The sequence below is a fragment of the Pseudomonas sp. rhizo25 genome, from assembly GCF_031931935.1.
Classification (GTDB): domain Bacteria; phylum Pseudomonadota; class Gammaproteobacteria; order Pseudomonadales; family Pseudomonadaceae; genus Aquipseudomonas; species Aquipseudomonas synxantha.
Genome location: NZ_JAUJXA010000005.1, coordinates 235,783 through 259,050 on the forward strand (window position 1 = coordinate 235,783; position 23,268 = coordinate 259,050).

Here is a 23,268-nt window from a genome sequence, read left to right on the forward strand (position 1 = left end):
ATCGTTTCATATGTATTCATTTGTTCTACAAAGACGGGCTGATCAAGCTTGTCAGCCATCGGATACCCCCTTTTTTTGATGCCTTTGGAGCCCTGCCATGTCACATAGACCACTGTTGTTGATTCCCGCACTTGGCGTTGTATTGTTGCTCTCGGCCTGCGCCGGCCCTATCCCCAAGGCTGACCCCAGCGAAGCCTGGATCGGCTTGAAGGAAGAAGCACCGAACGACCTGATGGCTGAGCGCGTTGACGGCCAGCGCGTGAATGACGGCCGCTATTTTGAAGTGACCCCGGGGGACCATCGCCTGGACGTAACGTTATTTGAAGAGGAGCCAGGCGACGACAACCAGCAGGATTGCCAGGGCCGGATCGAGTACAAGCATTTCAAGGCGGGCGAACACTACACCCTGGTGGAGTCGAGCCTGGGTACCACCGTGCGTGCAACCCTCGAGGATGGGCACGGCAAGGAAATCGCGGCGACTCAGGACTTCAATTGCATGCCTGGCTAGGCATGATGCGCCGTCGCCTTGGGCGGCTTGGCGGGGGCTGCGGGTTTGACGTGGGGGTGATGATGCCGGCGGGTCACGCGCATGACGCCCCACAGCATGGCGGCGGCGACCGCCAGCCAACCGCAGATCAACAGGAAAATCGTCGTAGCAAGGCTCATTCGGGCCTCCTTTCGCCCCTTGGGGCACACACAGTCTTCTCAATGGACAGTCTAGCTACACGGCGGTTGCCTGCTATTGACCAATGGTCGAGTCTGTCCAACTTCTTTGCTCTATCAGCAAGGCTTTACTAGCTCAGTGGGCTATACCCACGTCGCAGAGCGCCCTATGATCGGGGCCTTCACCGGCAGTTGATCAAGAGAGTCAAAAAATTGTGTACACGGTCGAACATTAGAACCTCACTGCTGCTGGCCGTTACCCTGGGGCTCGTGGCCTGTTCCAGCCAGCCCTCGAAACTGCCTGGCCTGCCAGAGCGCGTCGAACTCAACGGCGTGCCGACCTTCCGCAGCGAGGCTTATCAGAGCGGTCCTACGGCATTGGCCAGCATGCTGTCGCAACAAGGCATTGTCATGACACCCGGGCTTTTGGATAAGCCGCTGCGTCTTCCGGGCGCTGAGGCGGATCTTGAACGCAACATGCAGGTACTGGCCCGTGAATACGGGCTGATGGTCTACCCGCTGGATGCCAAGCTGACTGCGCTGCTTGCGCAGGTGGCGGCAGGTTACCCGGTAATGGCGCGAATCAACTCCAGCTTCTGGTCCGGGGCGCGCTATGTCGTGGTGGTGGGGTTCAACCAGCAGAAGAGTACGGTGTTGTTGCGTTCCGGGAACGAGCGCCGATTGACCATGGGGTTCAGCGACTTCGAATCGGCGTGGAAGAGCGCGGGGCACTGGGCCATCCTGACTCAGCGGCCGAGCCAGCTGCCGGCGAATGTAGATGCGCAGCGCTGGCGTAATGCGGCGAATGCATCGGGCCAGGCGGGGCAGGAGCAAGCGGCAGCGCAGGCGCTCAAGGTTCTGGCAGAGCGCAAATAAAAATGTGGGAGGGGGCTTGCTCCCGATAGCGGTCTATCAGGATAAGTTTTATAGCCTGGCACACTGCTATCGGGGGCAAGCCCCCTCCCACATTGGTTTGCGGTGCTTCAGTAATGCTGGTGAGGTTAGCGGCGAACTTCTACCGCATTCCCCCGGTTCTTCAGATTCTTGTCAGCCTTGTAGCGCAACGCCACGTCCGGCACTGCGCCGCCTTTGCCGGTCTCGACCCAGCTGCGAATCCGGCTGGCGTCGGCAAAATGGGTGAATTTGCCAAAGGCATCCAGAATCACCAGCGACACCGGGCGGTTACCCATGCTGGTCACCAATACCAGGCAATGACCAGCCTGGTTGGTAAAGCCTGTCTTGGTCAGCTTGATGTCCCAGTTGGCGCGGTTGATCAGGTGATCAGTATTGGAGAAACCCAGGGTGTAGTTGGGCTTGCGGAACGCAACGGTTTTTTCCTTGGTGGTGCTCAGTTGGCTCAGCATCGGAAATTTGCGCGCATAAGCCAGTAGCTTGCTCAGGTCGCGGGCAGTCGACACGTTATGAATCGACAGGCCAGTGGGCTCAACATAGTGGGTGCTGGTCATGCCCAGGGCCTTGGCCTTGGCGTTCATCGCCGCAATGAAGGCTGCATAACCACCCGGATAGTGATGGGCCAGGCTCGCCGCGGCGCGGTTTTCCGAGGACATCAGCGCGATCAGCAGCATTTCCTTGCGCGGCATCTGGCTGCCGATCTTTACCCGCGAGAACACACCTTTCATTTCCGGCGTGTCGGTGATGTTGATGTCGATGTATTCGTCCATGTTCTGCTTGGCTTCCAGCACAATCAGGCCGGTCATCAACTTGCTCACCGAAGCGATGGGTACTACCACGTCAGGATTGCTGGAATAAATGACTTTATTGGTTTGCAAGTCCACCAGCATGGCACTGCCGGAAGCAATCTGCAGTTTGGACGCATCACGCGGGGCCAGAGTGGATTCGGCAGCGTGGGCGAAGGTGCCTGTGAAAGCGAAAAACAGGCTGATAATTGAAAGACGAATTTTCACGCGGATGAACTCGCTAAAAAGTAAAGAAATACCGTCCGGGAACGGGTTTTATGACAAATGACGTTACATTCTAGGAGTATGGATCATAAAGTGGTAGAGAGCCTTTAAATAAAGGCTCTAAGCCGATGATTGGTTAGGGTTGTACCGATTTTGAACCAATCATGGATTGCTCCAGCTTCCCAGCTTCCGACCAGTCGGTCGTGGACGACACAGGTGAACACCTGGGCCTTGGCCGGGTCGGTTACGTACCCGGAACCCTCGAGGCCTCAGAACGACAACCCGTCGCCGACATAGGCGTGACTGCGGCCGTCTTGAAGGTAGAACTGTTCGTCCATGGATTATCTCCAGTCAGGCGCCGCCCTCCGGTGGCCGGTGGTGGCAATTTGTTTTGGGGTGGGGTATTACGGGAAGGCTTGGATTTAGAGAATTAAAACTGTCGCAGGAGCCGGCCAGGTCTGTTCTACCGCCTCCTGCCTCTCGCAACTGGCTCTGCTCCTACCCTTGACCCTACAACGGATCGCTCAGGCACGGAAGGCGAGGCGCCGTCCTTTGGGGAGTCCTCGCGTCTGATGGGCGAATACTGAGCACAAGGCGCAATTATAGGTGGAAGTCGCCCGCAGCCTCCGGCTGGTAAAGCACTCTCTTGATCTCAATCCGGCGGGTCCGATCAGAAATTCGCCAGTCGATGGCGTCTCCCTCCTGATAGCCAAGGATGGCGGCGCCTATGTCGGAATACACGGAATGCTTCCCTGCGTTGCTGTCCGCGTCTTCAGGGTAGACCAAGGCCACTTCGAACTCTTCGTCGCCCAGTTGCAGCAATGCCCTAGAGTTCATCGTGATGACATTGCACGCCACCTGCTGCGGTTTAACGACAATGGCTCGCTCAAGCTCATGTTCGAGTTCAACAACCGCCGGGCCTTGCTCGAGCGCGATTAGATTCTCGAGCCTGGCCTTGTCGATTTCAGTGATGTAGATCCTGGTGGAGTCGCCACCAGCTCCTTCGCGCAAGAACTGGAAATAGCGCGCCGCCGTCATGGAAAACGACTTCAATGTCGGCGTTTCGCTCTCAAGCATAAAGCCGCTGCGCAGAAAGGCTTTCAGCGAGCGCGAGTTGTCCGGGTGAATCTTGGCGATGAGCTTCTCGGCCCGCATGTCGAGGAAGGCCAGTTTCATGCCTTCGCGGATCGTGCGGGCGCCTAGGTTTCGGCCCCATTTGTCGCTGTCTCCGATGACTAGGACTATCTCGCAATTTGAGTCGGTCTTGACCAGACGGACAAAGCCCACCGGGGCGTCATGCCGGTCATAGGCCATAAAGAATCTGCCGCCCCGGTTGAATAGATGGGTCAGGATCGGCAACTGAGTCCGATCAATGGCTTGCTCAATGGCGCGGGAGACATGGCGCGAATCGCTCAGATAGCAGGTGACGCGCTCATCCTCTAACCAATTCATTAATGTCAGCGCATGCGCCCGAGTAATTTCAGGGCACAGCGAAATGAAAGGCTTGTTCATCTTAACCACACTTATTTGTAAAGGATTGAAGCCCTTCATGGATATGGTCATGGCGGTTCTTCGGCAACCGGATATTTTAAGACATACCGCGAGTAATGGCGAACATCCCAGAGAGTTCCAAGAGACCACCGCTCGCTTGCTCGCCAATCCAGCTCAGCTTTTTTCATGACCCGCCGACATTCCGATGCAGCCTCCTGAGGGCGCTCGTGTTGTTTGAAATAAGTGGCAACATTTACGAGGCTGTGCCAGCATCCGGCCACAAACTTTGGCAAGGAAGCTGAACAATGTTCGATGCTCTGGAAGGCACGCCACTGTGGGTTTACGGCGCATTTCTCTTAGTCTGCTACTACGGTTTTAGTGCCAGGAAAACCAGTCGTGAGAGTCAGCGGTCGCTGATCATCACACCGGTTGTTTTGGTGGCCTGGTCACTCCTTTCTCTCAGCTACGCGGACCGCGTTGAATTGACCGTGGGCAGCTGGGCCACGGGAATGCTTTTAGGTGGCCTAGTCGCATTTGCACTATTTCCTCGACGCGGACTGACTTTGGACGAGGAGGGCAAGCACCTGATCGTTCCTGGGACATGGAAAGTTCTTGGTATCTCGCTTCTCTTTTTTGCCGTGAAATACTTCATCGGTTATCAAGCTGCCGTATATCCAGAATTCTCGGCCACTGTGGAAATGCTCGTCCTTGCTGGTGCCGCATCAGGGTTTACGGTCGGCCTGTTCTGCGGACGCACGGGTGTCTTCTACTTGGCATGGCTCGCACTTCGAGATATCCACCAAAGCAAACGCACTGTCTGAACTCGCTCGTTTATAGCTCGACGCGCGCTCATAGATAAGTGCCACCAGTTCGAGCAGAAGACGCTGGTTTTCCACGCGCAAATGCTCGTTCTGGTATGAAATCTTCTTCAGGCCCATGATCTCTTTGCCTCTTTCCGAGTATTCGACGTTTTTGAGGCTGAGCTCGGCCTCAACAGATCGAAGCTTTTCTTCTGCTGCCATCTTGCCGGTAACCGGCAGGTCGTTCATCTGCATCAGGCCGGCGATATTCGCTCGAGCCCTGCGCAACATGCGCTCGGTCTCCACCAGCTCGTCTACGAGAAGTGCGCACTGGTGCTGGTACATTTCCAATGTTCTTCTAGAGACAGACGAAAGTGCTTAAAACTAACAAAAACAGTTTTTTCGGGTAATAAAAAGCCCTGCGCTAAGGCAGGGCTTTTTCATTACGCCTGGTTATTAACCGTGCAGGGTTTCCGCTGCGTACAAGGTATTTTCCAGCAGGCAAGCACGGGTCATTGGGCCGACGCCGCCTGGCACTGGAGTGATCCAGCCTGCGCGGGGCAGGGCGGTTTCGTAGACTACATCGCCGACCAACTTGCCGTCGTCCTGGCGGTTGATGCCCACATCAATGACGATGGCGCCTTCTTTGATCCATTCGCCTTTCACCAAGCCCGGCTTGCCGGCGGCGACCACCACCAGGTCAGCACGGCCGACGTGGCCGGCCAGGTCCTTGGTGAAGCGGTGGGTGACGGTCACGGTGCAACCGGCCAGCAGCAGCTCCATGGCCATTGGGCGACCGACGATATTGGATGCGCCGACGATAACGGCATCGAGGCCGTACAGGTCGACACCGGTGCTTTCCAGCAGGGTCATGATGCCTTTGGGTGTGCACGGGCGCAGCAGCGGGATGCGCTGTGCCAGTCGGCCGACGTTATAAGGGTGGAAACCGTCGACGTCTTTGTCCGGACGGATACGCTCCAGCAGCTTGGAAGCGTCCAGATGCTCGGGTAACGGCAGTTGGAGCAGGATGCCATCGATCGCCGGGTCTTCGTTGAGGCCGTCGATCAGGTCGGTAAGGGCCTGCTGGGTGGTCTCGGAAGGCAAGTCATAGGCCTTGGAAATAAAGCCGACCTCTTCACAGTCTTTACGCTTGTGCGAGACATAAACCTGAGAGGCAGGATCGCTGCCGACCAGGATCACCGCGAGCCCCGGCGTACGCAGGCCTTGCTGGCTGCGCTCGGTGACTCGTTTGGCGATCTGCTGGCGCAGGCTGGCGGCGATTGATTTGCCATCGATAAGTTGTGCAGTCATTACGCGTGATTAACCATCAAGAGGGGGAAGAAAAGTGCGCGCATTCTCGCACGCCAAGGCGCGAGGGCAAAGGCGCTTGGTCTGCAAATTGCCCTAACCCCTTAAATAAAATCAGTTTTTTTCAAAAAAGATTTGACGGGTTTCCGGGGCATCTATACTATTCGTCGCACTTGTCGGGCACAGCCTAGCACTGGTTAAGAAGGTCGAGCAGAATAGTTGTCCTGCAAGGCTGGAAGCACTTAGTTTGTAATCCTCCAAGAGTACAGATTAATAAGGCGCCCGTAGCTCAGCTGGATAGAGCATCCGCCTTCTAAGCGGATGGTCGCAGGTTCGAGTCCTGCCGGGTGCGCCATTAGGCAGCTTTGGCACAAGTAGCGCTATATGGTGGGCGTAGCTCAGTTGGTAGAGCACGGGATTGTGACTCCCGTTGTCGAGGGTTCGATCCCCTTCGTCCACCCCATATTTTGAAAGGCGCCAGATTAATCATCTGGCGCCTTTGCTTTAAGAGCTTCAAGCGCGGATGTGGTGGAATTGGTAGACACACTGGATTTAGGTTCCAGCGCCGCGAGGCGTAAGAGTTCGAGTCTCTTCATCCGCACCAATTAAGCTTTGCTCGGCCGTCAGGCCAGTAGGGCTGGACAAAGAAGAAGTGGTTTGGTTTCTTTGTTAACGCAATATGGTGGGCGTAGCTCAGTTGGTAGAGCACGGGATTGTGACTCCCGTTGTCGAGGGTTCGATCCCCTTCGTCCACCCCATATTCGAAAGGCGCCAGATTTAACAGTCTGGCGCCTTTTTTGGTTTCAGGGGTTTGAATATTCGGCGGTTGCAGATACTGGGCCGCATCGGCAGGGCGTTTCATCGTATTTGTGTATCTCGATGATGCCGCGCTGCCTGCCCACTCTGTTCGCAGGGCGGGCCGTCAGGGAGATGAACGGCTTCGCCTTCTATATATAGAGGCGGCGCAGGGCCCTGGCGCAATTGGCTGTATTTGTCACCGGGGCGAGGTACATCAGTGCTTTCGTACCGATAAATTGCCGGCGGTTTTCCGGTGTATTTTCAGTAGGGTGACTTCTTGAGTTTGACCCACTAGAATGCATGCCCTTGATTGGGGTCGGAAATGGCCGGCTAACGTCTGTGCAACGAGGAATATCCATGCAAGTTTCTGTTGAAAATACTACTGCTCTCGAGCGCCGCCTGAGCATCACCGTGCCGGCAGAGCGTATCGAGACTGCGGTCAACAAGCGTCTGCAGCAGACTGCCCAGAAGGCCAAGATCGCTGGTTTCCGTCCAGGCAAAGTGCCGATGAGCGAAATCAAGCGTCGTTTTGGTGCCGATGCGCGCCAGGAAGCTGTAGGTGACGTGATCCAGGCTTCCTTCTACGAAGCCGTTGTCGAGCAGAAGCTGAACCCGGCTGGCTCGCCTTCGATCGAGCCCAAGTCCCTGGAAGCGGGCAAGGACCTGGAATACGTTGCCGTATTCGAAGTGTTCCCAGAGTTCGAAGTGGCCGGTTTCGACGGTATCGCCATCGAGCGCCTGAGCGCCGAAGTGGCTGATTCGGACCTGGACAACATGCTGGAAATCCTGCGCAAGCAGAACACCCGTTTTGAAGTGGCCGACCGTGCTGCCCAGAACGAAGACCAGTTGAACATCGATTTCGTTGGCAAGGTTGACGGCGAAGTCTTCGCTGGCGGCTCCGCCAAGGGCACCCAGCTGGTGCTGGGTTCCAACCGCATGATCCCGGGTTTCGAAGACGGCCTGGTTGGCGCCAAGGCCGGCGAAGAGCGCGTGCTGAACCTGACTTTCCCTGCTGACTACCAGAACCTGGACCTGGCCGGCAAAGCCGCCGAGTTCACCGTGACCGTCAACAGCGTTTCCGAGCCTAAGCTGCCAGAACTGAACGAAGAATTCTTCGCTCAGTTCGGTATCAAGGAAACCGGCATCGAAGGCTTCCGCACCGAGGTTCGCAAGAACATGGAGCGTGAGCTGCGCCAGGCGATCAAATCCAAGGTCAAGAACCAGGTCATGGACGGTCTGCTGGCCGCCAACCCGATCGAAGTGCCTAAGGCCCTGTTGTCCAACGAAGTGGATCGCCTGCGCGTACAAGCTGTGCAGCAGTTTGGTGGCAACATCAAGCCTGACCAACTGCCGGCCGAGCTGTTCGAAGAGCAAGCCAAGCGCCGCGTTGTGCTGGGCCTGATCGTGGCTGAAGTGGTCAAGCAGTTTGACCTCAAGCCAGATGAAGACCGTGTTCGCGAAATGATCCAGGAAATGGCTTCGGCCTACCAGGAGCCTGAGCAGGTCGTGGCGTGGTACTACAAGAATGACCAGCAGCTGAACGAGGTACGTTCGGTTGTGCTGGAAGAACAAGTTGTGGATACTGTTCTGCAGAAGGCTAAGGTGACCGATAAAGCGGTCTCTTACGAAGAAGCAGTCAAACCGGCGGAAGCAGCACAAGCCGACTGATTGTCCAACTCGTTGGAAATTCAACCATAAGCCAGCCTCGCGCTGGCTTATGCGTTTTCAAGACATGACTATTTGGGAGTAACTGCAGAGCATGTTCCGTAATTCCTATATTCAGCAGAACTCTGATATCCAGGCCGCAGGCGGCCTGGTCCCGATGGTTGTCGAGCAGTCCGCTCGTGGCGAACGCGCCTACGACATCTACTCGCGCCTGCTCAAGGAGCGAGTGATCTTTCTGGTGGGCCCGGTAGAGGACTACATGGCCAACCTGATCTGTGCGCAACTGCTGTTCCTTGAAGCGGAAAACCCGGACAAGGACATCCATCTCTACATCAACTCGCCGGGCGGTTCGGTGACAGCGGGCATGTCGATTTACGACACCATGCAGTTCATCAAGCCAAACGTGTCGACCACCTGTATCGGCCAGGCCTGCAGCATGGGCGCGTTCCTGCTGACCGCGGGTGCCGAGGGCAAGCGTTACTGCCTGCCTAACTCGCGTGTGATGATTCACCAGCCACTGGGCGGTTTCCAGGGCCAGGCGTCGGATATCGAAATCCATGCCAAGGAAATCCTCTTCATCCGCGAGCGCCTCAATAAACTGATGGCCCACCACAGCGGGCGCACCCTGGAAGAAATCGAGCGTGATACCAACCGTGATAATTTCATGAGCGCTGAAGCCGCGAAAGAATACGGGTTGATCGACGCAGTGATCGACAAGCGCCCCGCTTAATATAAGCCGCTCAAAATAGGGCTGGTCGGCATGTCCGACCACTGGCGGGCTTGAAAAAGCCCGCATAAGCCTTCATCTTGTGTTGCAAGCCTATCGGATTTGGATCGAACGAATGACTGACACCCGCAACGGCGAGGACAACGGCAAGCTGCTCTATTGCTCCTTCTGTGGCAAAAGCCAGCATGAAGTGCGCAAATTGATTGCCGGCCCCTCGGTGTTTATCTGCGACGAATGCGTCGACCTGTGCAATGACATCATCCGCGAGGAGGTGCAGGAAGCCCAGGCCGAGAGCAGTGCGCATAAATTACCTTCGCCGAAAGAAATCAGCGGCATCCTTGACCAGTATGTGATTGGTCAAGAGCGTGCAAAGAAGGTTCTGGCCGTAGCGGTGTACAACCACTACAAGCGCTTGAACCAGCGTGACAAGAAAGGCGACGAAGTCGAACTCGGCAAGAGCAACATCTTGCTGATCGGTCCTACAGGCTCGGGTAAAACCCTGCTTGCTGAAACCCTTGCTCGCCTGTTGAACGTTCCGTTCACCATTGCCGACGCCACCACCCTCACCGAGGCTGGCTACGTGGGTGAAGATGTCGAGAACATCATTCAGAAACTGCTGCAGAAGTGTGACTACGACGTAGAAAAGGCCCAAATGGGTATTGTCTATATCGACGAAATCGACAAGATTTCGCGCAAGTCCGATAACCCGTCGATTACCCGGGATGTTTCCGGTGAAGGCGTGCAGCAGGCCCTGTTGAAACTGATCGAAGGCACGGTTGCTTCCGTACCGCCCCAGGGTGGCCGCAAGCACCCGCAGCAGGAATTCCTTCAGGTTGACACGCGTAACATCCTGTTCATCTGTGGCGGTGCGTTCTCTGGCCTGGAGAAGGTTATCCAGCAGCGCTCCACCCGTGGCGGCATTGGTTTCGGCGCGGAAGTGCGCAGCAAGGAAGAAGGCAAGAAGGTGGGCGAGTCCCTGCGTGAAGTCGAACCTGACGATCTGGTCAAGTTCGGTCTGATCCCGGAATTCGTTGGCCGTCTGCCGGTCCTGGCCACGTTGGACGAGCTGGATGAGGCTGCTCTGATTCAGATCCTCACCGAGCCGAAAAACGCATTGACCAAGCAATACGCCAAGCTGTTCGAGATGGAAGGTGTAGACCTCGAGTTCCGTACCGACGCACTCAAATCGGTGGCCAAGCGGGCACTGGAGCGCAAGACCGGTGCACGTGGCCTGCGTTCGATTCTTGAAGGTGTGCTGCTCGACACCATGTACGAAATCCCCTCGCAGTCCGAGGTGAGTAAAGTGGTGATCGACGAAAGCGTTATAGAAGGCAAGTCCAAGCCACTGTATATCTACGAAAACAGTGAGCCGGCTGCCAAGGCAGCGCCAGACGCGTAAGCGTCCAGCGGTAGCGGTACAAGCAAGGGGCCTTCAGGGGCCCCTTGTTTTTTGGGGTGGTTTCTCAGGGCAGTGGTTAAATTCGCGGTTATTCATGCGTTTAACTGCTGGCATTGAGCTTGTTTTTTTTGCATCGAACCCCCATCTTGGTTTCAAGCTTACTTTTCAACTGTCATAGAGGCGAAATCATGAAGACAACCATCGAATTGCCTCTCCTGCCGTTGCGTGATGTCGTCGTCTATCCGCACATGGTTATCCCGCTGTTCGTGGGGCGCGAGAAGTCTATCGAAGCCCTCGAGGCCGCGATGACGGGCGACAAGCAAATCCTGCTGTTGGCCCAGAAGAATCCAGCTGATGATGATCCAGGCGAAGACGCCCTGTATCGCGTCGGCACCGTTGCGACTGTATTGCAATTGCTCAAGTTGCCCGATGGTACCGTCAAGGTACTGGTAGAAGGCGAGCAGCGCGGCGCGGTAGAGCGTTTCATGGAGGTGGACGGCCACCTGCGCGCCGAAGTGGCGCTGATCGAAGAAATCGAGGCCCCGGAGCGTGAGTCCGAGGTGTTTGTACGCAGCCTGCTCTCGCAGTTCGAGCAGTATGTGCAGTTGGGCAAGAAAGTCCCGGCTGAAGTCCTGTCTTCCCTCAACAGCATTGATGAGCCAAGCCGTCTGGTCGACACCATGGCGGCGCACATGGCGCTGAAAATCGAACAGAAGCAAGACATCCTCGAAATCATCGACCTGCCGGCACGTGTCGAACACGTGCTGGCGCTGCTCGATGGCGAAATCGACCTGTTGCAGGTCGAGAAGCGCATCCGCGGCCGCGTGAAGAAACAAATGGAGCGCAGCCAGCGCGAGTACTACCTGAATGAGCAGATGAAGGCCATTCAGAAAGAGCTCGGTGACGGTGAGGAAGGCCACAACGAAATCGAAGAGCTGAAAAAGCGTATCGACGCCGCTGGCCTGCCGAAAGACGCCTTGACCAAGGCCACTGCTGAGCTGAACAAGCTCAAGCAGATGTCGCCGATGTCGGCCGAAGCCACCGTGGTGCGCTCCTACATCGATTGGCTGGTACAGGTGCCGTGGAAGGCTCAGACCAAGGTACGCCTGGACCTGGCCCGTGCCGAAGAGATCCTCGATGCCGACCACTACGGTCTCGAAGAGGTCAAGGAACGCATCCTCGAGTACCTCGCCGTACAAAAGCGCGTGAAGAAAATCCGCGGCCCGGTGTTGTGCCTGGTCGGCCCTCCAGGTGTAGGTAAAACCTCCCTGGCGGAGTCGATTGCCAGCGCCACCAACCGCAAGTTTGTGCGCATGGCCCTGGGCGGCGTGCGTGACGAGGCGGAAATCCGTGGTCATCGCCGTACCTACATCGGTTCGATGCCCGGAAGATTGATTCAAAAGATGACAAAAGTGGGTGTGCGCAACCCGCTGTTCCTGCTCGATGAAATCGACAAAATGGGCAGCGACATGCGTGGCGATCCTGCGTCGGCGCTGCTTGAAGTCCTCGATCCAGAGCAGAATCACAATTTCAACGACCATTACCTGGAAGTCGACTACGACCTGTCCGACGTAATGTTCCTGTGCACCTCCAACTCCATGAACATTCCACCAGCTTTGCTGGACCGGATGGAGGTGATTCGTCTGCCGGGCTACACCGAAGACGAAAAGATCAACATCGCCGTCAAATACCTCGCGCCCAAGCAGATTTCGGCCAACGGCCTGAAGAAAGGCGAGATCGAATTTGACGTCGAGGCGATCCGCGACATCGTGCGTTACTACACCCGCGAGGCCGGTGTACGGGGCCTTGAGCGCCAGATTGCGAAGATCTGCCGTAAGGCGGTCAAGGAACACGCCCTGGAAAAACGCTTCTCCGTGAAGGTGGTTGCCGACTCCCTGGAACACTTCCTCGGCGTGAAGAAATTCCGCTACGGCCTGGCCGAACAACAGGATCAGGTCGGGCAGGTAACTGGCCTGGCGTGGACCCAGGTGGGTGGCGAATTGCTGACCATCGAAGCCGCGGTAATTCCGGGCAAAGGCCAATTGATCAAGACCGGCTCCCTGGGTGACGTGATGGTCGAATCCATTACGGCCGCGCAGACCGTGGTGCGCAGCCGCGCCCGCAGCCTGGGCATCCCCCTGGACTTCCACGAGAAGCACGACACCCATATCCACATGCCGGAAGGGGCGACCCCGAAGGACGGCCCCAGCGCGGGCGTAGGCATGTGCACGGCCCTGGTGTCGGCATTGACCGGGATTCCTGTGCGCGCCGATGTGGCAATGACCGGGGAAATTACCCTGCGTGGCCAAGTATTGGCTATCGGTGGTCTGAAAGAGAAATTGCTTGCTGCACACCGGGGTGGAATCAAGACGGTGATCATTCCTGAAGAGAATGTTCGCGATTTGAAGGAAATTCCTGACAATATCAAGCAGGATCTTCAGATTAAACCGGTTAAATGGATTGACGAGGTCCTGCAAATTGCGCTGCAATACGCGCCGGAGCCCTTGCCGGATGTGGCTCCGGAGATAGTCGCGAAGGACGAAAAACGCGAGTCCGATTCCAAGGAAAGAATTAGCACGCATTAATGTGTTAAAGCCTGGGGGCTTCCTTGACAGCTTTTTAGAGCCCTTGTTATAAAGCGGCTCTTAAGTGTCTGTAGGCCATTCAGCACTGGTTTTTGCTTTTACCAAAAAACTTAGAATCATACTCAATAGATATATAAGGGGACTTAGAGTGAACAAGTCGGAACTGATTGATGCTATCGCCGCATCCGCTGATATCCCGAAAGCTGCTGCTGGCCGTGCGCTGGACGCAGTAATCGAATCCGTCACTGGCGCTCTGAAGGCCGGCGACTCCGTGGTACTGGTAGGCTTCGGTACTTTCTCTGTGACCGATCGCCCAGCTCGCACTGGCCGTAACCCACAGACCGGTAAAGCACTGCAAATCGCTGCTGCCAAGAAACCAGGTTTCAAAGCCGGTAAAGCCCTGAAAGAAGCGGTTAACTAAGCTTCGTTCTTGCCTTACCTACCCGGGTTAGACGCAGGTCTGGCCTGGCAGCGGAGCGGCAGCTGACCCACATATCCATTGGGTCGCCATGCCGGGGGTGTGGGTTCTAACCCCCGTCCGCTCCGCCAGTTACGAGAAGGCGCATCCTCGGATGCGCCTTTCTTCTATCCGGACTCTACCCACGCTCCACGGTTGCCTAAATTTGAAGTTCAACCGTTTCTGGGGGACGCATGCTGCAAAATATCAGGGACAATTCACAAGGCTGGATTGCCAAGACCATTATCGGGATCATCGTCGCATTGATGGCGTTCACCGGTATCGAGGCTATTTTCCAGGCTTCGGGTAACAACAAGCAGGACGTGGCCAAGGTCAACGGTGAGGAAATCACCCAGACCGAATTGAGCCAGGCCGTCGACATGCAACGGCGCCAGCTGATGCAACAGCTGGGTAAGGATTTCGACGCTTCCCTGCTGGACGAAAAACTGCTGCGCGACGCGGCCCTCAAGGGCCTGATCGATCGCAAGCTGCTGTTGCAAGGCGCTGCTGATTCCAAGTTCGGCTTCTCGGAAGCGGCACTGGACCAGGTGATCCTGCAGACGCCGGAATTCCAGGTGGACGGCAAGTTCAGCGCCGAACGCTTTGACCAGGTGATTCGTCAGCTGGGCTATAGCCGTATGCAATTCCGTCAGATGCTGACCCAGGAAATGCTGATCGGCCAGGTTCGCGCAGGTATCGCCGGCAGCGGTTTCGTGACCGACGCCGAGGTGCTGGCATTTGCCCGTCTGGAAAAGCAGACCCGCGATTTCGCCACCGTCAATATCAAGGCTGACCCTGCGGCGGTGAAACTCACCGATGACGAGGTCAAGGCCTACTACGACCAGCACGCCAAGGAATTCATGACCCCGGACCAGGTGGTCATCGACTACCTGGAACTGAAGAAGTCGTCTTTCTTCGACCAGGTCACCGTCAAGGACGATGAATTGCAGGCTGCCTACGAGAAGGAAACCGCCAACCTCGCTGAACAGCGTCGTGCCGCGCACATCCTGATCGAAGTCAACGACAAGGTCACCGAGGCACAAGCCAAGGCCAAGATCGAAGAGATCCAGGCGCGCCTGGCCAAGGGTGAGAAGTTCGAGGCCCTGGCCAAGGAATTCTCCCAGGATCCAGGTTCGGCCAACAATGGTGGCGACCTGGGCTTTGCCGGTCCGGGCGTCTACGATCCGGACTTCGAAACTGCCTTGTACGGCTTGAAGCAAGACCAGGTATCGGCGCCTGTGCGCAGTGCTTTCGGTTGGCACTTGATCAAGTTGCTGGGCGTTGAAGCACCTGAGGTACCATCGTTCGCCAGCCTGAAAGACAAGCTGACCCGCGAGCTCAAGACCCAGCAAGTGGAACAGCGGTTTGTCGAAGCGACCAAGCAATTGGAAGATGCGGCATTTGAAGCGTCCGACCTGGCCCAGCCGGCATCTGACCTGAAACTGACCGTCCATACCTCCGCGCCATTTGGCCGCGAAGGTGGCGAAGGCGTCGCGGCCAACCGTGCCGTGGTCACCGCCGCGTTCAGCCCGGAAGTGCTGGATGAAGGTGCCAACAGCAGCGCCATCGAGCTGGACCCGGAAACCATCATCGTGCTGCGTGCCAAGGAGCATCTCAAGCCGGCTCAACTGCCGCTCGAGAAGGTCGAGGCGGCCATTCGCACACAGATGACCAAGGAGCGCGCGAGCGCTGCTGCCAAGGCTCATGCCGACGAGTTGATCGCCAGCCTGCGCGATGGCAAGACCGCGTTGGACCAGCCGATTGACGGCCAAGCCTGGAAGGTCACTGAAGCGGCGACCCGTGGTCAGGAATCCATCGACCCGGCCGTGCTGCAAGCCCTGTTCCGCATGCCCAAGCCTGCGGCCAAGGACAAGCCGACCTTCACCACCGTGACCCTGCGCGATGGCAGCCTGGTGATCGTGCGTTTGAACGGCGTCAACGAAGCGGCAGCGCCTACGGACGAAGAAAAGGCGCAATACCGTCGCTTCCTCGCTTCCCGTATCGGCCAGCAGGACTTCGCGGCGTACCGCAAGCAGCTGGAAACCCAGGCAGACATCAAGAAATACTGATGCCGGCCTGAATAAAAAGACCCCGTCCTGAAAAGGCCGGGGTCTTTTTTTGCCCTCGATAAAGCGCTGCTGAACTCGCCTTAAGTAGGCTTGCCGGCGAACTTGAGCTTGCCCCAGGTCAGGCCGATCAGCGCCGCCAGGGTCGAAGCGGCCAATACACTCAGCTTGGCAGCCGACAGCAGGGCCGGGTCGGAGAAGGCCAGGGAAGAGATAAAGATCGACATGGTGAAACCGATCCCCGCCAACAGGCCGACCAGGCCCACCCCCGTCCAGGTCACCCCATCGGGCAGCTTGCAGATATTGAGCTTGACCAGCGCCAGGCTCGCCAGCATCACGCCCAACGGCTTGCCGAGTACCAGGGCGAAGATGACGCCCATGAACACACCGTGGGCCAACGGATCATCCAGGTTGAAACCGTCCAGGCTCACTCCGGCATTGGCCAGCGCGAACAGCGGCATCACGCCGAACGCTACCCACGGGTGCAGTGCCGATTGCACCCGTTGTACCGGCGGCAACATTTCCCGCTGGGCTTCGCGCAGTTGCTTGAGGGGCTGGGCGACCTGCTGGGGGCCTTGCGCCGATTGCGAGAAGCGCTCCATCAGCTCGTTGAATGTGCGTTCGATGGTCTCCAGCGGGCGCTCAGTGGTGGGCTTGGAATGGACCGGCGTCATCAAGCCAAGGATGACCCCGGCGAGGGTAGGGTGCACGCCGGTCTTGAGCAGGCCAAACCAGACAATCGCGCCTGGCAGCAGATAGATCGCGGCCTTGCCGATGCCCATGCGCTGAAACACCAGCACCAGGGCCAGGCCGCCTGCGGCAATCACCAAACCCATGTAGTCGAGGCTGGCGGTGAAGAAGATAGCGATGATCAGGATCGCCACGATGTCGTCAATGATCGCCAGGGCCAGCAACAGGATACGCACCCCGCTGGGGATCGATTTGCCCAGCAACGCCAGCACGCCCACGGCAAAGGCGATGTCGGTCGCGGTGGGCACGGCCCAGCCACTCGCGGCGGCAGTGCCGTGGTTGAGCAGGGTGTAGATGAGCGCTGGCATCAGCACGCCACCCAACGCCGCGCCCAGCGGCAGCGTGGCGAGCTTGAGGTTGGCGAGGGCACCGTCCTTGATTTCCTGGCGGATCTCGGCACCGACCACCAGGAAGAAGATGGTCATCAGCCCGTCATTGACCAGAAAGTGCAGGGAGCGTGACACGCTGTAGTCGCCCAGCCCCAGAGTGATGGGCGTGTTCCAGAAATGCTCGTAGGTCGCCGCGGCGGGGCTGTTGGCCCAGATCAGCGCCGCAATGGCCGCCAGCAGCAGGACGATACCGCTGACGGCTTCGATACGGGAAAAGCGCTCAAGGGCAGACAGCGCGCCCTCAGCCAGACGTTGAGGGCGAGGGATCGCAGGGTGTTTATCAGGCACGACAAATCTCCATTGGCGGCCCGACCAATGCTTGGCTTTTAACCTGCGCCGTACTTTATGCAGCGACGCACCCAGGGGGATGATAGGAAGCTGATGAATAAGTTGTAAACAAACTTGTCATCGTGCGTGCTTTGTCTTACCCAGTATTGCGCCCACCGCCAGCGCCATCAGGCCTAAAACCGCCCATGGGAATACCTCGACACCGAAGCTTTGCAGCAATAAGCCACCTGCCAATCCTCCCCCGGCTATGCCCAGGTTCCACACCGTGACCAGCATTGATTGCGCGGCATCGGCCGAGTGGCCCGCCGACTTGGCCAGGGCGGTTTGCAACAGGGCCGCGAGGCCACCGAACGCCAGGCCCCACAACGCCACGCTGATGTAGAGGCTGATTGGCGAGCTGATCCAGAGGCCAAGCAGCAAGGCGGCCACGGCGAACATCGCACAACTGATGAGGGTCAGTAGCCGTAGATGCCGGTCAATCCAGATGCCTACCAGCCAGATGCTCAACAGGGCCATCAAGCCGAACACGAGCAATACCCTGTCGATGTCGCCGCCAATCCCGGCCGGTACCAGGAGCGGCGCGATGTAGGTGTAGAGGATGTTGTGGGCCAACACGTAGGTAAGGGTCACCCACAGCACCGGACGTATGCCCGGTAAGGTCAGTACCTTATGCAAGCCCAGGCGCTTGCTTGCCGGTTCACCGGCGAAGTCCGGCAGTTGCCAGCGCGCCCATACCAGCAGTAACAGGGTCAGGCCGGTCATGATGGCGAAGCTGGTACGCCAACCGACCAGCGTACCCAGCAACGTGCCGGCAGGTACGCCGAGGGACAAGGCCAGCGGCGCGCCCAACATGGCCACGGCAATCGCCCGGCCCTGCAGGTGAGGCGCAACCATGCGGCTGGCATAACCCGCCAGCAGTGCCCACAGCAGCCCAGCGAACACACCCGCGAAAAAGCGTGCGATCAAGGTCAGGCCATAGTGGCTGGAAAACGCGGTAACACTGTTGACCAAGGCAAAGCCGCCAATGGCAATCAATAGCAGGGGACGTCTGCGCCAGCCTCGGGTCAGTAGCGTCAGGGGGATGGCCGCGAGTAACGAGCCGAGGGCGTAGAGCGTCACCAACTGCCCGACCAGGGCCTGGGACACGCCCAGCCCTGCACTCATTTGCGGCAGCAATCCGGCGGGCATCGCCTCGGTGAGAATGGTGATAAAGCCAGCCGAGGCCAGGGCCAGCAAGCCTGCCAGGGGTAGGGCCTCATGTTGGGGGGCAGTACCGGCCAATAAAGGGCTGTCGTTCATGGGGTTCTCCTTGAGGGGCAAGGAGACAGGGTAGGGGGCTGCGGTGTGCGGAAAAACAGGCTAAGGTTCCGAACTTATCGGACGTTGTTGTCCGCAATCATCCAAGGCATCACCATGGACAACCTTGGCAGTCTCTCAGTATTCGTACAGGTCGCGGACACCCGCAGCTTTACCGCGGCGGGTCGGATATTGGGTGTGTCATCTTCGGCGGTAGGCAAAAGCATCGCGCGGATGGAAGAGCGCTTGGGTGTCAGGCTGTTTCATCGCAGCACCCGCAGTATCACCCTGACCAGTGAGGGCGCGCTGTTCCTGGAGCGCTCGCGACGCATCCTGGCGGAAGTGGAGGCGGCCGAACAGGAGTTGACCCAGGCCAGTGCCGCGCCTCGGGGTAAGTTGCGTATCAGCGTGCCCCAGGTGCGTGGTTTGTTGATGCCGGTGATCAGCGACTTTATGCGTGCCTACCCGGAAATCGAGTTGGACGTGGATTTTTCCGACCGCATGGTGGACGTGATCGAAGAGGGCTTCGATGCGGTGATTCGCACCGGCAAGCCGGAAGATTCGCGCTTGATGGCGCGCCATCTGGGGCACTACCAATTGGTCCTCGTCGGCACGCCCGGCTACTTTGAGCAGCACGGCATTCCAAGTCAGCCGCAACACCTGAATCACCACGCCTGCCTGCGGCATAAATTCTGCGCCACCGGCAAGCTGGAGCCCTGGCCCCTGCGTCATGTTCCGGGCTCAACGGAGCCGAGCCTGCGCACGCCATTGGTCAGTACCACCATCGAGTCGCTCTATCATGTGGTGCAGGAAGGTCTCGGTATTGCATGCCTGCCGGACTACATGGTCAACCAGGCGGTAAGCAAAGGGCAATTGCAGCGAGTACTGGACGAGCACCTCGAGCACCGCGGCAGTTTCTGGTTGTTGTGGCCGGCCAGTCGCCATGCCTCGGCCAAACTACGGGTATTCATCGACCATATGTGTGCCGGGCTTTTTCCTACCGGTGCGGTTCCCTGAGCCTGTGACGTTTTACCGACAGGAATGCGCGCCTCCAGGCCCTGTTCTGTTGCACAATACCGTCCGGACCGTTTTCCTCAGGATTTTCAATGTCGACATCATTTCACTTGCGCAGCCTCGGGTTGGCGCTGGTGCTGGCGGGCGCTGCGGGTTGCTCGTCACCCAAGACCGCTATCTATGAGCACGAGAATTTCGATGACTCCGGTACGTTTTCCCGTGATTACCCGGTCAGCGACGTGGCCGCCTGTGAGGCGGCGCGCCGTGCGTTGCTGAGCCAGGGCTACATCATCACCAGCAGCGATCCCAAGTTGGTGGCCGGCAACAAGAGCTTCCAGCAGACTGGCGAGACCCACCTGCAGATCAGCTTCAATGTGGTGTGTGCCGCAGATGGCAAGGGCAGCAATCACTCGACGATGTTTGCCAATGCCTTGCAGGATCGCTATGCGTTGAAGAAGGTCAACAACTCCGCCAGCCTGGGCGTGGGTGTACTGGGTTCGGTGTCGATGCCGATTGGCTCCACCGATGACTCGATGGTAAAGGTGGCGAGCGAGACCGTCTCGGCGCCGAAGTTCTACGAGCGCTACTTCGCCCTGGTGGATGTGTTCCTGCCCCAGGAGGTGAAGCAGGCCGAGCATATTCCCGAAAAGCCCAAGGCTGACCTGGGCATGCCCGAACCCAAGGCTGCGCCGGCTGCCGAGAAGGTCGAGGCGCCGCAGGACACACCGCAGCCTGCCGCCGCGCAACCTCTTGCGCCGCCACCTGAGGCCGCGCCGATCGCGCCGACACCAGAGCCGAACCCGGAACCTGCGCCGGCCCCAACACCGGTAACCGAGCCTGCGCCGGCGCCGACCAACCCCAGCCTGCCGGCACCGACAGAGGCGATTCCGCCCCTGCCAGCGCCTGCGCAGTGACTCAGACGGCTACGGGATCTACCTTGTCGACGTTGATCCCGTAGCGGCTGATGGCCAGGGCGATTTTGTCCCGGCCAATCACACCGTCATCCGCCAACGCTTTCAAGGCCGCCAGAACAATGAAGTGGCGGTCGACCTCGAAAAACTCGCGCAATGCCTCGCGGGTATCCGACTGCCCGAACCCGTCGGTGCCCAGTGCGACGAAACGGCGACCGTGCACAAAGGGGCGAATCTGGTCGGCGAATAACTTCATGTAGTCGGTCGCTACCACCACTGCTCCGGTTTTCCCGTCGAGGCAGGTTTCGACATAACTCTGGCGCGGCTCGCTTTGCGGGTGCAGCAGGTTCCAGCGCTCGGCGGCGTGTCCGTCACGGCGCAGCTCGGTCAGGCTGGTGACGCTCCAGACATCGCTGTGCACGGCGAAATCCTTGGCGAGCAGCTCGGCTGCGGCGATCACTTCCCGCAAGATCGAGCCGCTGCCCATCAGCTGCACCTGCGCTTGCGGGTGGGTGCTCAGCGGATACATGCCCTTGAGGATTCCTTCTTCAACGCCTTCGGGCATCGCTGGGTGCGGGTAATTTTCGTTGAGCAGGGTGATGTAGTAATAGATGTCCTCTTGCTCGACATACATGCGCCGCATGCCCTCGCGAATAATCACCGCCAGCTCGTAGGCAAACGTTGGGTCATAGGCCACGCAGCACGGAATCACCGACGCCAGGATATGACTGTGCCCGTCGTCGTGCTGCAAGCCTTCGCCCATCAGCGTGGTGCGCCCGGCCGTGGCACCCAGCAGGAAGCCGCGCGCACGTGCATCACCCGCGGCCCAGGCCAGGTCGCCAACGCGCTGGAAGCCGAACATCGAATAGAAAATGTAGAACGGCACAGTCATCAGGCCATGATTGCTGTAGGACGTACTCGCCGCGATCCACGAAGAAATGGCGCCGGATTCATTCAGCCCTTCCTGCATGATCTGTCCGTCCTTGCTCTCCTTGTAGTAGCTCAATTGCCCTGCGTCCTGTGGCGTATAAAGCTGTCCGACGGCGGAGTGGATGCCGATCTGGCGAAACAGGCTTTCCATACCGAAGGTACGCGATTCATCCGGCACGATGGGCACGATCAGCTTGCCCAGGTGCGGGTCCTTGAGCAGGGTGCCGAGGATGCGCACAAAGGCCATGGTGGTGGAGATGGCGCGTTCGCCGGTGTCTTTGAGTTGGGTGGCAAACGCGCTCAGCTCGGGGATCTGCAAAGGGGCGACAGCCGTGTGGCGCGCCGGTACATAGCCGCCCAGGGCTTGGCGTCTTGCGGCGAAGTAGCGAGCTTCTTCGCTGTCGGCGGCGGGTTTGAGGTAAGGGATTTCGTCGAGCCGGTCATCGGCGACTTCCAGGCCGAAGCGGTCGCGAAAGGCTTTTACCGCGTCGGCACCCATCTTCTTGAGCTGATGGTTGATGTTCTGGCCTTCGCCGGCTTCACCCATGCCAAAACCCTTCACGGTCTTGGCCAGGATCACCGTGGGCTGGCCCTTGTGGCGCACGGCGGCGGCGTAGGCATTGTAAACCTTGTCCGGGTCATGCCCGCCCCGTGAGAGTTTCCAGATATCGTCGTCGGACATGTCCGCAACCAGCGCCAGCAACTCCGGGTATTTGCCAAAGAAGTGTTCACGCACATAAGCGCCATTCTGGGATTTGTAGTTCTGATAGTCGCCGTCCACGCACTCCATCATGCGTTGGCGCAGCAGGCCGCTCTGGTCCTTCTCCAGCAGTGCGTCCCAACCGCCTCCCCAGATCACCTTGATCACATTCCAACCGGCGGCGCGATACAGGCTCTCGAACTCCTGGATCACCTTGGCATTGCCGCGCACCGGGCCGTCCAGGCGTTGCAGGTTGCAGTTGACGACGAAGATCAGGTTGTCGAGTTTTTCGCGGCCTGCCAGGGAGATGGCAGCCAGGGATTCCGGCTGGTCCATTTCGCCATCGCCGAGGAATGCCCAGACCTTGCGGCCCTGGTGTTGCTTGAGGGCGCGAAACTCCAGGTAACGCATGAACCGCGCCTGGTAGGCGGCGGTAATCGGGCCAAGGCCCATGGACACGGTGGGAAATTGCCAGAAATCGGGCATCAGCCGTGGGTGAGGGTAGGACGACAGTCCCTCGCCGCCGGCCTCGCGGCGGAAGTTGTCGAGCTGGGCTTCACTGATGCGGCCTTCCAGGTAGGCGCGGCCGTAGATGCCTGGGGAAGAGTGGCCCTGGATGTATACCAGGTCACCGTCGAAGGTGTCGGTTCGGCCACGGAAAAAATGATCGAAGCCGACGTCATACAACACCGCTGCTGATGCGTAGGTGGCGATATGCCCACCTACACCTGAGTGTTTGCCTGCGCGCAGGACCATCGCCATGGCGTTCCAGCGGATAAACGCATTGGTGCGACGCTCGATGTCCAGATTGCCGGGGTAGGGCAGTTGGCGTTCGACCGGGATGCTGTTGACGTAGGGGGTGGTGACCCGCCCGTAGAAGTCGCCATGGCGCGCGACGTCGAAATCCAGCAACTGGTCGATCAGGTAATGGGCGCGGGGGCGGCCTTCGGTGGACAACACCGATTCGATGGACTCCAGCCATTCGCGGGTTTCCTGTGGATCATCGTCGAGTCTTGCTGTGTTATTCGAGGTCATGTGAGGCTCCAGGGTAGGCGATTCAAGCGGCGAGCTCCTTGTGGGAGTGACGCAAATGTAGTTGCAATTGCAAC

Annotated in this window: 19 protein-coding genes and 4 tRNA genes; 15 read left to right on the forward strand and 8 right to left on the reverse strand. The window is 58.4% G+C overall.

The features are described from left to right. Positions 1–97 precede the first annotated feature (97 nt). Positions 98–508 carry a PA0061/PA0062 family lipoprotein gene (locus tag QZR30_RS13445; RefSeq protein WP_046068721.1) on the forward strand — a complete coding sequence of 137 codons (411 nt, stop codon included), beginning with the start codon at positions 98–100 and terminating at the stop codon, positions 506–508. On the opposite strand, the gene QZR30_RS13450 is transcribed toward QZR30_RS13445, so the two are convergent. Further along, positions 505–666 (reverse strand): hypothetical protein, encoded by a 162-nt coding sequence (locus tag QZR30_RS13450; protein WP_005789305.1) that lies wholly within the window; start codon positions 664–666, stop codon positions 505–507. The genes QZR30_RS13445 and QZR30_RS13450 overlap by 4 nt on opposite strands. 210 nt (positions 667–876) lie before the next feature. Between QZR30_RS13450 and QZR30_RS13455 the strand changes: the two genes are divergently transcribed. After that, a complete protein-coding gene (locus tag QZR30_RS13455) occupies positions 877–1,539 on the forward strand; it encodes a peptidase C39 family protein (protein WP_311903420.1) in 663 nt (220 codons plus the stop codon). A 125-nt stretch (positions 1,540–1,664) separates the two neighbouring features. Here the strand turns inward: QZR30_RS13455 and pbpG are convergent, their stop codons facing one another. Beyond that, the gene (gene pbpG, locus QZR30_RS13460) at positions 1,665–2,588 is read right to left on the reverse strand and encodes a D-alanyl-D-alanine endopeptidase (RefSeq protein ID WP_046068719.1); all 924 of its coding nucleotides are present in this window, start codon (positions 2,586–2,588) and stop codon (positions 1,665–1,667) included. A gap of 597 nt (positions 2,589–3,185) precedes the next feature. Then, the gene (locus tag QZR30_RS13465; protein ID WP_173664491.1) at positions 3,186–4,148 is read right to left on the reverse strand and encodes a bifunctional GNAT family N-acetyltransferase/nucleoside diphosphate kinase regulator; all 963 of its coding nucleotides are present in this window, start codon (positions 4,146–4,148) and stop codon (positions 3,186–3,188) included. A 233-nt stretch (positions 4,149–4,381) separates the two neighbouring features. Here QZR30_RS13465 and QZR30_RS13470 point away from each other — a divergent pair, with 233 nt between their 5' ends. Further along, positions 4,382–4,897, forward strand: coding sequence for a hypothetical protein (locus QZR30_RS13470; protein WP_274354912.1), 516 nt, complete (start codon positions 4,382–4,384; stop codon positions 4,895–4,897). Here QZR30_RS13470 and QZR30_RS13475 read toward each other — a convergent pair. Next, positions 4,799–5,221, reverse strand: coding sequence for a hypothetical protein (locus QZR30_RS13475; RefSeq protein ID WP_068967425.1), 423 nt, complete (start codon positions 5,219–5,221; stop codon positions 4,799–4,801). The two genes, QZR30_RS13470 and QZR30_RS13475, sit on opposite strands and share 99 nt — an antisense overlap. Before the next feature lie 111 nt (positions 5,222–5,332). Continuing rightward, positions 5,333–6,187 carry a bifunctional methylenetetrahydrofolate dehydrogenase/methenyltetrahydrofolate cyclohydrolase FolD gene (folD, locus tag QZR30_RS13480; RefSeq protein ID WP_046068717.1) on the reverse strand — a complete coding sequence of 285 codons (855 nt, stop codon included), beginning with the start codon at positions 6,185–6,187 and terminating at the stop codon, positions 5,333–5,335. 275 nt (positions 6,188–6,462) lie between these two features. Here folD and QZR30_RS13485 point away from each other — a divergent pair. The 10 genes from QZR30_RS13485 (at position 6,463) to QZR30_RS13530 (ending at position 15,884) form a co-directional block, all read left to right on the forward strand. Next, a tRNA-Arg gene (locus tag QZR30_RS13485) sits at positions 6,463–6,539 on the forward strand. Between the two features lie 32 nt (positions 6,540–6,571). Further along, positions 6,572–6,647, forward strand: a tRNA-His gene (locus tag QZR30_RS13490). Between the two features lie 56 nt (positions 6,648–6,703). Then, positions 6,704–6,788: transfer RNA gene (locus QZR30_RS13495), tRNA-Leu, on the forward strand. A 78-nt stretch (positions 6,789–6,866) separates the two neighbouring features. Further along, positions 6,867–6,942 (forward strand) — tRNA-His (locus tag QZR30_RS13500). Between the two features lie 397 nt (positions 6,943–7,339). After that, on the forward strand, positions 7,340–8,650 hold the full coding sequence (gene tig / locus QZR30_RS13505) for a trigger factor (protein ID WP_034120380.1): 1,311 nt from the start codon (positions 7,340–7,342) through the stop codon (positions 8,648–8,650). Positions 8,651–8,741: 91 nt separating this feature from the next. Next, the gene (gene clpP / locus QZR30_RS13510) at positions 8,742–9,377 is read left to right on the forward strand and encodes an ATP-dependent Clp endopeptidase proteolytic subunit ClpP (RefSeq protein ID WP_043048706.1); all 636 of its coding nucleotides are present in this window, start codon (positions 8,742–8,744) and stop codon (positions 9,375–9,377) included. 112 nt (positions 9,378–9,489) lie between these two features. Next, positions 9,490–10,773, forward strand: a complete 1,284-nt coding sequence (gene clpX / locus QZR30_RS13515) for an ATP-dependent Clp protease ATP-binding subunit ClpX (RefSeq protein WP_017136464.1) — start codon at positions 9,490–9,492, stop codon at positions 10,771–10,773. A 188-nt stretch (positions 10,774–10,961) separates the two neighbouring features. Further along, a complete protein-coding gene (gene lon, locus QZR30_RS13520) occupies positions 10,962–13,358 on the forward strand; it encodes an endopeptidase La (RefSeq protein WP_046068716.1) in 2,397 nt (798 codons plus the stop codon). A 148-nt stretch (positions 13,359–13,506) separates the two neighbouring features. Continuing rightward, complete coding sequence (locus QZR30_RS13525; protein ID WP_003174819.1) at positions 13,507–13,779, forward strand: HU family DNA-binding protein; 273 nt, start codon at positions 13,507–13,509, stop codon at positions 13,777–13,779. A 230-nt stretch (positions 13,780–14,009) separates the two neighbouring features. Further along, a complete protein-coding gene (locus tag QZR30_RS13530) occupies positions 14,010–15,884 on the forward strand; it encodes a SurA N-terminal domain-containing protein (RefSeq protein WP_057013457.1) in 1,875 nt (624 codons plus the stop codon). Positions 15,885–15,964: 80 nt separating this feature from the next. Here the strand turns inward: QZR30_RS13530 and nhaA are convergent, their stop codons facing one another. Further along, a complete protein-coding gene (gene nhaA, locus QZR30_RS13535; RefSeq protein ID WP_046068714.1) occupies positions 15,965–17,308 on the reverse strand; it encodes a Na+/H+ antiporter NhaA in 1,344 nt (447 codons plus the stop codon). 117 nt (positions 17,309–17,425) lie between these two features. Further along, positions 17,426–18,607, reverse strand: coding sequence for an MFS transporter (locus QZR30_RS13540; protein WP_046068713.1), 1,182 nt, complete (start codon positions 18,605–18,607; stop codon positions 17,426–17,428). A gap of 114 nt (positions 18,608–18,721) precedes the next feature. Here QZR30_RS13540 and QZR30_RS13545 point away from each other — a divergent pair, with 114 nt between their 5' ends. Together QZR30_RS13545 and QZR30_RS13550 are read left to right on the forward strand one after the other, a co-directional pair. Further along, positions 18,722–19,621, forward strand: a complete 900-nt coding sequence (locus QZR30_RS13545) for a LysR family transcriptional regulator (RefSeq protein WP_046068712.1) — start codon at positions 18,722–18,724, stop codon at positions 19,619–19,621. Between the two features lie 89 nt (positions 19,622–19,710). Next, positions 19,711–20,532: a DUF2242 domain-containing protein gene (locus QZR30_RS13550; protein ID WP_046068711.1), complete on the forward strand. Its 822-nt coding sequence runs from the start codon at positions 19,711–19,713 to the stop codon at positions 20,530–20,532. A gap of 1 nt (position 20,533) precedes the next feature. Here QZR30_RS13550 and aceE read toward each other — a convergent pair whose 3' ends face one another. Beyond that, a complete protein-coding gene (gene aceE / locus QZR30_RS13555; RefSeq protein ID WP_124401133.1) occupies positions 20,534–23,194 on the reverse strand; it encodes a pyruvate dehydrogenase (acetyl-transferring), homodimeric type in 2,661 nt (886 codons plus the stop codon). Positions 23,195–23,268: the final 74 nt, after the last annotated feature.